The sequence below is a fragment of the Legionella sp. genome (assembly GCF_047605385.1).
In the GTDB taxonomy this organism is placed as follows: Bacteria; Pseudomonadota; Gammaproteobacteria; order Legionellales; family Legionellaceae; genus Legionella.
This window is the reverse complement of the sequence record NZ_JASGFU010000016.1, coordinates 1-12,559: the sequence shown is the minus strand read 5'-3', so window position 1 is coordinate 12,559 and position 12,559 is coordinate 1. Positions and strand designations below refer to the sequence as shown.

The following is a 12,559-nucleotide window of genomic DNA, read 5'->3' as shown; positions in this document are numbered from 1 at the left end:
AGCCAGACTTAAAAATTTCGAGCAGAAATCCTGGAACCAACATCTTCATCGTCAAGAATCTCTTCTTCGCGAGAATTGGCAGGAGCGCTTTCTATAGTTTGTCGCTCGACAATTTCTGCTTCTACAGTCAATAAAAATTCTTCAGCGTATTTTCTTAATTGTTTTGCTTCCTGCCAAGATTTTTGGGCTTTATTACAAGCTATGCTGGTAGGTCCAGTAATGGCTGTCGCGGGAGAGAAAAATCCTACCTCTCCTGATTCTTTAGCTGCTCGGCTCGCATATTGATAATGCTCATCTATTTGCTGCACAGCTGTTCTTATTTCTGCAACTGTTTTACGTAAACCAACAGCTACTTCTTCCATTTCAGCAACACTTGGTTTTGCCTTCAGGGTTGAGAGAAAAATTTGACCTTGCTCTCCCTGAAGAGATTCAGCAGATTTTGTAACCTTTATTAACTGCGCTTGTGCTTCTTTAGCATGAGCAGTGGCTTTTCTTTCGTGAACAGTCATCTGAGGCAGCATCTTAAGCTCTACATTTTTAATGAGATTGACATGAGTCATTACTTCAGTAAGTTTGTTAAACGTTTTTTTATAACCCTCTAACTCTTGATTAACGCCTTGTTGCCATCTTGCATCACCGCTAGAAGACGTTTTTAACAATTCTTGGGTATCTACTAATGCTTTAGTTATTTCTTTAGATGTGACTTCTATCTTCTGAGCGCGTTCTTGCATGTTGTGATAAACTTTTAAACGCTCATCATAACTTTTTTGCAAATTAAACTTGCTTGCATCAGGTTTAGTCGTGCCATAACCAACAATTTGTTTGTCCTTAATTTGTTCATCAACTAAGCTTTGAAATTCTTTTAATTTCGTTAGTAATTGACCAAGCGCTTGTTTTTCAGTTTCCAGAGTATTACGTGTAGGATGAGAACGAGTCAAATCACGCGCACCTATTGCAGTATCGACAACCGGTTTAACACCCTGAGTAAAAAGACCGGCTACTTTCTGATAGAAGGTATCCAACAACACTGCTTTTGCGAATCCAATTCCGAAACATTTCACTCCCGTTAAAGCCGTTAACATGCCTTTTTTGATGGGAGAAGCATTGCTTTCTTTAATGGCTTGAAACTCATCATCACGACGCCTGACCTCTTGAGCCGTAGTATACACCACTCTTGCTGCAGCAATGACACAAAGACCTACGAAACCCAAAATTCCTACTGGACCAGCAGTGACTCCAGCAATACCCAATAGAGTCAATGCACCAGCTCCAATACCTCCCTTAATGAAAGCCGAAACTAAAGTACCCCAAAAAATCGTAGGTGTGGCTATCTTAGCTAATCCAACAGCTATTCTACTAAACAGATTCAATTTGGTGGCCTTTGCTACTTCAGCCCCCAAGACCGTTTTTCCTAATTGTTTGGGCTCATCTTCTTTGAGATCAGCGTTTAACCGATCATCGCGGTCCTTAATTCGACCCTCGATGAATTGGGACGTAGAAGATAATTCCTGTTGTAATTCAGTTAACTTAATTTGTGCAGCAAGCTTGGTTGCGGGAATAATTGGTTGTGCGCGCGCGCGTACTCGAATATCATCAGCATGAGCATATGCATCAGCTTTTTCCAAGTTTTTTAACACTGCGTCTATAGTGTTCATGGCTCTTTGTTGTAGTTTTCTTGCTTCCTCTTCACTTACTTGTTTAGACGCTTCAAATTGCATCATCATGAGCCGATTGGCTATGGTCATAGTAACTAATTCAATTTCCCCAGGCTCAGGAGAATCAAAATCAATCGTATTCATTAAAAAGAGTAACTCTTCTTCTAATACTGATTCTTGAGTATTCGCTGCTCTTTCGCTTTTTAATGTATTATCAAGTCGTTCATATTCTTCACTAAATCCTTGAACAATTTTATTTTTTGTTTCCAGATCTTTATCAGCTAACGACTGACGAAATAGATAGTGAACACATGCTTCCCTATCCAGTTGTGGATTGTTTTTTTTGATGGCTCGATATTGTAAGTAAAATCCTGAAAAAGAATCACGCTCACCTTTATTAAGCATTGTTCTTTTATCTGGTTCTGCGACAACATAATCATATGCTTTTTGTTCCAGAACTTTTTGTACCTCGATATTTAACATCGGACAAACCAGCTCTTTAAGCGGTTCAACCAATTTTTCTTGCTGTCGCGATACAAAGTCTGAAAACCGCCCAGTGACTCCACTAAAAAGATTCGTTACAGGTCCTAGATAACTACCGATTTGTTGTTTTACGGTAGGGCGAGTGAGTATACCTACAGCAATATCAGCAAGAAGAGCTTGTGGAAAAACAAAAGCAAGAGCAGTACTTGTTAAATAATAAGAAGCTAACGGTTCAACCAAATAGCTTCTACCTACATCAAGAGCACCTGAAACCGCTTTACGTACTACATCTTCATTTACTCTTACCTGTAATGGATTACCTAATTGTCCCATTAGTTCTGCAGGAGGCGGTGTTTCTCGAGCTATTTTGTTAAAATGATGTTTGGCTTCGACAACACCCTTCAAATGAATATTACTGCTCAAAGCATAAGCTAAAATCTTTTCTGACATCGATGCAGCAACCATTCCACTTTTGGGTAGCAAAGTTTCCCAACTAAGCGACATGAGCTGTTTAGCCATCATGCTGGAATCGGCCATTGCTGATAAGTCAGCTCCAGCTTCACCACCGACTATTCTTCTTATTTGCTCAGCAAGTTTATTGTCTACTTTTATATCCTCCATGAGTTTTGTGATGCTCTGTTGTAATACTTGCATGTATTTAATTTTAGAATCACATAAACTTTTTAAAGGTTCATTAGGACATAAAGCTCGTAAACCCTCGCAAGCTTCTAATTGTTTTTTTAGCTCCTCAGAAATATGGCTACATACAGGATGAATATAATCCAGTACTGTTTGAATTGATTGACGTGATTCTTCTTTGGGAGTTAATGATTTGGCCACATCCTTACTTTGAGTTGGAGAAAATTTTTGAACTATATCTTCTATATCTGGCTCAATAGAAAATTCTATTTCAGAATGAGAAAAATTTTCTAGTTTTAGTAAATCTTCACCAGATAAAAGTTGTCTTGCTTTTAATTTGCTATAAATATCTCTTAGCTCTTCATTTCCACTATCAAGCGCTTTTTCCAATTCCGGTATAAAATGTTGTTCATAATATACTAGGCATTTTTCCAGTGCAGGCTGTAAATAGAGTTTTTGAAATTGGATAACTTGGGGATTGTTGGATTGAAAATCCAGTGTTTCGTTTAATTCATCTAAAGTTTCTTTTAGTTTGACCATGGCTTCTTTGGAGTCATTTAGAACATCTCCTTGCCTGGTTTGATTTTCTAAGGTTTTTATTTTTTGCAGCATGCAAATTACTTTATCAAACTGTTCTTCGCCTTGAGCTTGTTCAAAAGATTGCAGCTGTGTTACCAATGAGGTATTTAAATCCAGTGCTCGTTTAAAAGCCAAGTAATCGGTATAACTCGCAGCAATACGGTTCTTTTCCATAAAAGCTTGAAAAAATTCTTCTTCCAGTTCCTCACTATTACTGGCTGTTACTTGCACCTGAAAATTCAAAAAAGCTTCCGCAATATTAGGATCTATGCTAGTACTTGATTTTAGCGATTGCCAAAATAAAACTGCAGGGTCTTGTTGCTTCAACCTTTTTTTTACAAAGGAAGACGCCGCTCCCCATACTCTGTTTCCAACATTAAAAAATGTTTGTTTGGGCACATATGGGGTATAATTGTAAGGTGTTAAATATCCCACAGTTGCTGCAGCCGTACTGACAGTAGGAGCAACCTTTTGTCCCACCGCTATGCTTTTATCTAAAACTATATTGGCAACCGTCTTAATACTTTCTGGTGTATAGTCCGATACTGTTGAACCTAACGCTCCCAATACTTGGCCAATGCCACCTGCCATCTGACGTGCTCCGGAAACAACTTGACCTACAGTCTGTGAAGCAGTCGTATAATAACGAATATAGTTTTGGAAAGATTGAGGTAAGATTTCTTGAGGTATACCGTTTATTACATTACCTATTTGATCGAAAGTATTATATATTTGTAAATAATCTAAGCCATCTTCGGTCGAGATTGATGAGGCTGAGGTGCTTAATTCTCCAGTAGCATACAAAGCATCTTCCACCGGCTTACGCAGCGTTTCTTGACAAAGCGAAGTTAATGAAACAAACTCGATGCCTATTAACGCCAAAAGATCCTTTCGTGTACTTGCCTGTTCCGGATTCTTCACTGGAAAAAGAATCGCTTTTTGCTTTTCCAGTTCCCTACCGCTCTCAATAATTTGATTAACACAAGGTAGTAATTCGCCTATGCTTCCCAAAGTCAGAGCATCGGCAGGCAAATCCGGCATAGTGGCTTTTGTTACCAATCTTATGGCTTTTAAAAGTTTTTCTGCGTTCCAGGTATCTTTCCCACTTTTTTGTAGTGTCTCTAATAAGGCGGTAATCATCTGAGCATTTTGTTTAGGTGTGTAATTTTGACCCGTATTTTGGCGTAAGGCATTTATTAATTTTTCGATAACAAAAGGCAAATTTGATACCGCATTAAGGTAATCGCCGTACTCATTTAAGATATTCTTATAGTTTTGTAATTTGCCATCATCTGGAACAAGTTGTAATTTTTGCTCTATTTTTTCCTGTAATTCAACGCAGGCCTTTTGTGCCTTATATACCGCAGGGGAAAAATAATCTCTGATCAGTCGTTCTGGCGTAGAACGTGCGTGCGGTGGAATATTTTTTTCCTTATCAATTTGAGAGGTCATGCCAGATACAAATGCATCAAGTCTTGCATGTAGTGCTTCAATTTCCGTGGCTCTAGTACGTTCGGAAGTAACTATCTCATGGGGATCAAAATGTGCTTTCAAAACATCTTCCGTTAATTGATTCCATTCTTGCGCTTGCATTACTAATTGACGTTTAATAGCAAGGTCTATTGCAAGTTCACTTTCATGTAAATCAAGTTTACTCTTACATTCTAGCTTTATATAAGCTAGCAGTGCTTTTTTATCTTGTATTACAGTCATAATAAATACCCATGCTGACCACATATAATACAATTATAGATCTTACATTATTAAATCTACCTTAAATTAATGCATTAATTTAAAAAAAATACGAAAAAATGGTTATTTAATTCAAATTTATTGTGATAAGCAAAGATATTAATCCCCAAAAAGCATATGCAGTTAATTAACCGCATGCCTTAGATGTGTATAAATTCTGAGCTTAATTACATAAAGAAAACAGATTAAGTGAACACCCCGATTTATTTAATTTAAATCTAAGCAACATAATTAACCATTAAGCAATCTCTAAATGCTCATGATTCAATTGCAATAAATGATAATAACGAACAAGATTCTCTTCTGTTAAAGGGCGACGTTGCTCATCAAGTAAATGTGCGTCTAAACCTTCACTTAATTGTCGTGCAGTATCCAGCATTACAGAAAAACGTTCAGCATCCAGCTCCGGCCTATTGTTCGCTTGCATGTATAAACACAAACCACGCACACTAAATGCACCTATATTTTGTAGATCAAAAACTCCTGTTGCAGTCGCAGACGCTAAGCTACAAATGATTGGGCCATCGCCATTGGTAAATTGATGACGATGAAATAAGCCATCATCACCAAAGCGTAATCCCGAAGCTAACACCGTCTGCAATAACTCATAGCCAATAAATTGCCTATTTTCTTTAGCAAGCAAAAACATCATGAGCATAGGCCCATTGCCTATGTCTGCTTGCTCTGCAAACTGTGCATTAATTCTTGGAACAGGTTTTGTTTCTGCCCTTAAGGTGACTTCCTCATCATCTTGTGGCATCAGTTTTGGTAGCGCTGAATTTTTTTTAAAAGTCACAGCATCTACTTCAACTAAAGGCTCAACATTTACCTTACGAACCGCAATAATATCATCATTATAATTTGGTCCATCGTAGATAGCATTTCTATCTGTTGTGCTTAAGGATCGGTAGCGTTCGGCTTTTAAGCTCTGCCTACGAACGTTCATCAAGCGCCCAATTGCCACTACCACGCCTACTAACAACAGGACATTAAGAATTAAGCTCCAATTTGCCTGCATTATTTACTCCATAACCAAAGCTTGTGTTACATCTACTGCAACCAAACGCGAAACTCCCGGTTCACGCATGGTCACCCCCATCAAATGATCTGCCAACTCCATGGTCACTTTATTATGTGTGATAAAAAGAAATTGTACGAATTTCGACATTTCCTTTACTATAGCGCAAAAACGCCCTACATTAACATCATCTAAAGGCGCGTCAACCTCATCTAGCATACAAAACGGCGAAGGATTTAGCTGGAAAATGGCAAACACAAGTGCTACTGCCGTCATTGCCTTTTCTCCACCCGATAACAGATGGATGGTACTGTTTCGCTTTCCAGGTGGCTGCGCCATTACTACAATACCAGCTTCTAACAGATTATCACAAGTTAATTCGAGCTGCGCCCTTCCACCACCAAAAAGTCGAGGGAAAAGCGCTTTAAATGAAGTGTTTACCTCATCAAAGGTATTTTCAAGACGCAATCGTGTTTCTTTATCCATTTTTTCAATGGCGGTTTCCAACGTTGCCAAAGCTTCGCTTAAATCATTATATTGCTCATCCAAGTATATTTTGCGTTGTTGTTCACTGGAAAACTCTTCAATTGCCGCTAAGTTAATCGCACCTAAACGTTTGATTTTATCCATTAATGCAATTAACTCTTCTTCGTGCGTGGCTTGCGTTGCCCCTTCAGGAATATGCTCTAATAAGGTACGCGCCTGCAAGCCTGATTCATCTAGTGAGTCCTGCACGGAACTGGCTCGTACGGCTAAAGCCTGTTCTTGCATACGTGCTTGTCCAATAAGTTCTTGCACATGTTTTACTTCAGAATCACATTTTAAAATCTCTTTTTCAATATCTTCCTGCTCTATGCGTAACTGTGATAATTGCTCGCGACTCATAGTCAGTTGCATTTCTACTTCTACGCGCCGTAATAAGAATTGCTCCAACTGTCCCTTCAGCTCAACGCCAGGTGCTTCGGTTTGTATGCAGAATAAGGCTAACTGTTCTAAGCGCTCATGTAATACATCGAATCGCTCTTGTTCACGATGAATACGTTCACCTAATTGCTGAATTTTATTTTTTTCGCGTTCGTATTCCAGCTCAGTATGATGTAATTTCATACGTGCATCGTCAATCTGTTTCTTCTGTTTAGCCAAGGCATCAAACCATTGCTGTTTTTCATGTAGGTATTGTTTTTGCTGCACATCCCAAGCATGACATTGTTGCTCTAAATTCTGTAATCGCTCTTTAAACAGCAATTGTTCTTCGGCAATCTCTTCAAGAACCATTTGCAAATCGTGATACTCTGCTGCCAAAGTAGCCACTAACTTTTCAGTATGTATGATTGCTTGTTCATTAGTACTTAAAGCCACGGTGTTATTTCTTAAAGCCTCGCTACTGGCAGTGACGTTGAATTGTTGTAACTCACTCTCATGTTGCCATTTTTGCAACTGTTGATGGCATTCATCACGTACACTTCTAAGCGTTGCAATTTTATCTTCTGACTCAGAAACCACAGCTCTAAGATCCGTAATTTTTTGTTTCCGCGCCAGTAAACCAAATTCATCCTGCCCAGTTGACGGCACAAATTTTACCCATCCTTTGCCTAACCAAAAACCATCAGGAGTCACTATAGATTGGTACTCCAATAAATCAGGTAACCAACTTAAGGCTTCAGCAAAATTTTCGGCAGCAAAGATATATTCCAATGGAAAAACATGAGCTGGGATTGCACCTTGAATTTTATCAATCAAACGTGGATGATCTGCATTTTTTGTACTCAAACATCGCAGGGTTACAATACTTTCTCCTTGACGTGCACAGAGCTCACGTTGTGGCCATAATTCGTCAAAGGTTTCTAAAACATAAGCATTCAAAGAATCATTCAACACCTGCTCCCAAGCTAACTGCCATTTGAGCTCGACTTGTAAAACATCCATTAGCCGCGGCTTCTCCATCCATTCTTTGATACCTTCTTTAGTATTTTGGAGTTTCTGTCTTGCGGCATGTTGAGCTGCGATAAGTGCTGCAAGTTCACTGTTGCTGCAATGAAAATCATCTTGCAGTTGATGCAATTGTTGCTCAACCTTCTGAACTTTAAGGCGTAAATCATTCACTTGCTCTTGAGAATGTTTTAATTGCTGCACCTCAATTTTATGATTTTCTTCTAATTTAAAGCGCGTGGCTTCTAACTCAGTCTTTGCTTGCTGCAACTCACCCAAAGAAATAGATTGTTGTTCTAATTTTAGTTTTTCCAAACCCAGTAAGGTTTGTTGCTTTTTTTTCTCTACATGATCAGCATTGGCCCGCGTCACGTACAATTCACGTGTCACATTATTGGCTTGGGCTTGCACTTCTTGCCAGTGCTCATCCCATTGTGCCTGTTGCCGGTGGGTGTTTTGCCATTGCTCTTCCTGAGTATTAAATTGAATGCGTAATTGCACTACTTGCTCTTCGAAACTCTGGGCATTCTTTTGGCTCTTGGATAACTCTTCTTGATCATATATTAATTGTGCTTTAGCAATTTGCCAATCTTCTTGCATTTGCTGCTGATCTTGCTCAAGGCGTCTTTTTTCGCGAGCGTGTTGTTGAATGGTTTCTTCCAAGCGCGCAATTTCGGTGCTCAACTGATAAAAAGTGGATTGAATTTGTTGCATTTGCTCATCTGCATCATGCAGTTTTTCGTTAACAATCACTCGTTCTTTATTCGCTTTAGTCAACAGACTTTGATGTTCGGCGTGCTTTACTGCCAATTCTTGGAGGTCTCGCTGTTTGATTTCTTGTTGAACAATAAAATCTTGCCATTTAAGCGCTAAAATCTCTGCGCGACAAAGCTTTTCTTCTTCTTTATAAATCAAATAACGTTCAGCAGCCTTAGCTTGGCGATCAAGACGTTGTAATTGTTTATCCAATTCATCACGAACATCCGCAACTCGAGTTAAGTTTTCACGCGCATGAGCAATACGCTGTAAGGTTTCTTTACGTCGTTCTTTATACTTAGAAACACCAGCAGCTTCTTCAAGATAAACACGTAAATCTTCAGGCTTTGCTTCAATTAGTTGTGAAATAGTTCCTTGACCAATGATGGAATAACCGCGAGCCCCTGCTCCTGTACCTAAAAAGATATCAGTAACGTCTTTACGGCGACACCGGCTGCCATTAAGATAATAAGAAGAGTCGCCCCCGCGTGTAACTACGCGTTTTACGGAAATTTCACCATAACTTGCAAAAGGACCGGTTAATCGCCCAAGACTATTATCAAATATGAGTTCAACCGAGGCTTGCCCTACAGGCTTACGACTGGAAGAACCATTAAAAATAACATCGATCATGGATTCACCGCGCAAATTACGGACAGAACTTTCCCCCATGACCCAGCGCACCGCATCAATGATGTTTGATTTACCGCAACCATTGGGGCCAACTATTGCAACCAATTGACTAGGGAAATATACCACCGTCGGATCGACAAAGGATTTAAAACCCGCTAATTTTAATTGCTTTAAATTCATAACAAGGCAAATTACCCCAAGAATATCTCATTATAACTGAGGAATATAAAAAAGGCTGCATTTGACAAAGACTATTGTCACTATATAATGCTGCCAACTTGCTAATAATGGATGGATAATGAAGCAATTTCTCAAAAAATTATCATATGCAGCGATTACATTTAATACTGCCTTACTTTTGACAACCCCAACATATTCCGAACCACCTAATTTGTCGATTGTTAAAAATGAAATTAAAAAATATCATGACTCTGGGCAATATCAGCATGATTTAGCCTTAGTAGTTAAAAAAGCGCAGCACTATGTTGCCCAACAAGCCAAGATTAATGCGCATCAAAATCATCCTAAAAAATTGGCCATCGTTCTAGATATTGATGAAACCAGTCTCTCTAATTACAAACACATGATTCAACGCGATTTTACGGGAACTCATAAAGATTTTCATCATGACGTTATGGCTGCAGATGCTCCAGCAATTAAACCTACATTGGCTTTGTATCAAGATGCGGTACGCCATGGCGTAAGTGTGTTTTTTGTTACAGGAAGGCATCAATCTGAACGTCAAGCAACGCAAATGAATTTGCATCGTGCTGGCTATAAACATTGGACAGGACTTTATTTACGCCCAAATAATTACACCCGCAAATCCATTATTCCATTTAAATCGCATACGCGCGAATTAATTACACAAAAAGGTTATACCATTGTTGCAACCATTGGTGATCAATGCAGTGACATCAAAGGTGGATATGCTGAAAAAGGATTTAAATTACCTAACCCCTATTACTATTTACCTTAGATAACGAGCGCTCAGCCTATGGGCAAAGACAAAAAATCAAACAGCTCGCGATAGCGCTCATTGACGTGAACGTTTGCCTGCCCGTTTGCGTTCCCGAAAAGAGAGATACGCCATTTGGATCAACATGGAAACTATTCGTCATCGTGATTTAGAATCCAAGCGTTCATCGATCCAATTTAAACATCTACAGAAATCGAGAATCCAGCACATTCTGACGTGCGGACGTTGGTAAAAAATAACTACTAGCAGCACTATTATTTCGGGAACGCAGACGGGCAGGCAAACGTTCACGTCAATGAGCGCTATCGCGAGCTGTTTGATTGATTGATAATATATGAAATTAGTGGATGATAGCTGGATGCTTCATACAAAATTATTTCAATTCGTGACCTCTTTGAAGTGATAAAAAGATAATAATTAACGCCATTCTCAATGTTAACGCTGTGTCTGTATAAAAATACCCCTATAATACCCAGTCTATAGGCGCTTTGATGGCTCCTGAGCTGGATGATTCACTAGTTTTTCTAAAACGATATTCATTAATAATTCAATCTGTCGTTCATACATCGAACGATTATATCCTCCTTCCAAACCCCAATAGACCCCTGAAAATACCTTTTGATTCGCTTTGTATAGATCAAATAATTGCTCATAAAAATTGCTCAAATCCTGATTACTAAAGCGCGTCCTTTCGGCTTCATCTTTATTCATCCAATGGTCATTTATGTACTTCCCACAAGGAGCCGTTTCATCTTGATGTGAATCCCAACCGGTTGGTAACATCAGCATGATTCTTTGGCCTTTATCTTGCGCCTGCTTCATTTGTTGCCTGATTTTCTCCAGAGCAAATTCTAAAGCAGCATGCATTGAACCATTGCCTCGCTGAGTAAGACTTAAATCCACAGCAAAATAAGCCATATTATTCTGCGTCCATACTCGAATTTCTTGCCCAACATCTTGCCCTTTACTTTTAAACTTAAGTTCAAGACTTAGATGATTTTCTCCTGGATACACACGTGAATCAAAAATATCAACATGGCAAATATCCAGTTTAGAGGCAGTTGTCATTAAGTCATGACTTAAACCATTGTCACGATTAATATCAGTGCCAACGATTATAAATTTTAAGGAACTCAAGCTAGTTTGCGCTTTATATTTAATCAGCATTGCCGTTTTATCCATAATACAAAATCCACTGCCACTATCTCTAAAAGCATGATGTGTAGGCAAACCAAAAGAAAATTGCACTTTTGCTGGATGCAATAAAGTAGTAGCCAGATCTTTTATCAAGATCTCAAACGTTCCGGGAGTAATGGTAATTTCTGTGGGCAGTGCCACCATACCCATGGCTTTGGATGCGATGGAAAAAGAAATCAGTGTACGTAAATAACTCATCGGATGCGTGGTTAATAGTGCTTGTAAAATTGTATCTGCTTCAGGAATCTTTGCCAGTAATTCTAAAGTTTCTGTCTCATTACCATGATCCATTGCGACAAACAACTTTTGCCAATATTTAGGTAATACAACTTTATCCGTGGTGATGATCGGCAATTGAGAATGCTCCTCTTTAATATGCTGCAATTTGTTCGTCATATTAGATAAGCGTTTAAATTGATCTTCATTCTCACCAGCAGGCATGCCATGGGTTTCTTTGATATCGCGCTCGGAAATAATTTGAATCTGGCAATTTGAATTATTACGAGATGGTTTTGCTGATGTAAAAAATTCGCCACTCTTTGATTTCATAATATATCCTATGAAAATAGTTATCGTAGAGAGACTTTCCTAAGCAGCCCCTCCCTCTATGTCCTAAGATCCATATTAACTATAGATGAGAAGGCATAATTTTGTTTTTCACTGATGTTATTAGGTAACATCCCGGAAGTTTTTTTAGACAACATTTAATCTTGAATTGATCACATATTTTTCAATTTCACTTCGATCTGCTCCCGCTCCCGCGCTAGGAGCTTTAATAGTATGATGATGCCTTTCGCGGGAGAGGGTTGGGGAGAGGGAAATGGACAAACCTTTGCAAAGACAGCGAGCTCGCGATTTACGAAAAAATAGCACAGATGCTGAGATATCTTCGAGCAGGTAGACTTGGATTTAAATTCAATGGTAGTCAACACATGGATA

The 12,559-nt window shown here is 38.9% G+C and carries 6 protein-coding genes; 1 reads left to right on the top strand and 5 read right to left on the bottom strand.

The window, feature by feature from the left end:
• Window positions 1-8: 8 nt before the first annotated feature.
• From QM652_RS05495 to smc, 3 genes are all read right to left on the bottom strand, one after another.
• Window positions 9-5,069 (bottom strand): hypothetical protein, encoded by a 5,061-nt coding sequence (locus QM652_RS05495; protein ID WP_415073641.1) that lies wholly within the window; start codon window positions 5,067-5,069, stop codon window positions 9-11.
• A 277-nt stretch (window positions 5,070-5,346) separates the two neighbouring features.
• The gene (locus tag QM652_RS05490; RefSeq protein WP_415073639.1) at window positions 5,347-6,126 is read right to left on the bottom strand and encodes a cell division protein ZipA C-terminal FtsZ-binding domain-containing protein; all 780 of its coding nucleotides are present in this window, start codon (window positions 6,124-6,126) and stop codon (window positions 5,347-5,349) included.
• Window positions 6,127-6,129: 3 nt separating this feature from the next.
• Window positions 6,130-9,624, bottom strand: a complete 3,495-nt coding sequence (gene smc / locus QM652_RS05485) for a chromosome segregation protein SMC (RefSeq protein WP_415073637.1) — start codon at window positions 9,622-9,624, stop codon at window positions 6,130-6,132.
• Between the two features lie 118 nt (window positions 9,625-9,742).
• Between smc and QM652_RS05480 the strand changes: the two genes are divergently transcribed.
• Entirely contained in the window at window positions 9,743-10,423 is a 681-nt protein-coding gene (locus tag QM652_RS05480; protein ID WP_415073635.1) for an HAD family acid phosphatase, read from the top strand.
• 477 nt (window positions 10,424-10,900) lie between these two features.
• Here the strand turns inward: QM652_RS05480 and QM652_RS05475 are convergent, their stop codons facing one another.
• Together QM652_RS05475 and QM652_RS05470 are read right to left on the bottom strand one after the other, a co-directional pair.
• The gene (locus QM652_RS05475) at window positions 10,901-12,169 is read right to left on the bottom strand and encodes an acetylpolyamine aminohydrolase (RefSeq protein ID WP_415073633.1); all 1,269 of its coding nucleotides are present in this window, start codon (window positions 12,167-12,169) and stop codon (window positions 10,901-10,903) included.
• A gap of 170 nt (window positions 12,170-12,339) precedes the next feature.
• Window positions 12,340-12,559 (bottom strand): hypothetical protein (locus QM652_RS05470; protein WP_415073631.1); only part of this gene is annotated, 220 nt, incomplete at its 5' end.

Coding starts and splice junctions, on each gene's coding strand:
- QM652_RS05480 (WP_415073635.1), top strand. CDS start 9,743: ATGAAGCAATTTCTCAAAAAATTATCATATGCAGCGATTACATTTAAT.
- QM652_RS05495 (WP_415073641.1), bottom strand. CDS start 5,069: ATGACTGTAATACAAGATAAAAAAGCACTGCTAGCTTATATAAAGCTA.
- QM652_RS05475 (WP_415073633.1), bottom strand. CDS start 12,169: ATGAAATCAAAGAGTGGCGAATTTTTTACATCAGCAAAACCATCTCGT.
- QM652_RS05490 (WP_415073639.1), bottom strand. CDS start 6,126: ATGCAGGCAAATTGGAGCTTAATTCTTAATGTCCTGTTGTTAGTAGGC.
- smc (WP_415073637.1), bottom strand. CDS start 9,624: ATGAATTTAAAGCAATTAAAATTAGCGGGTTTTAAATCCTTTGTCGAT.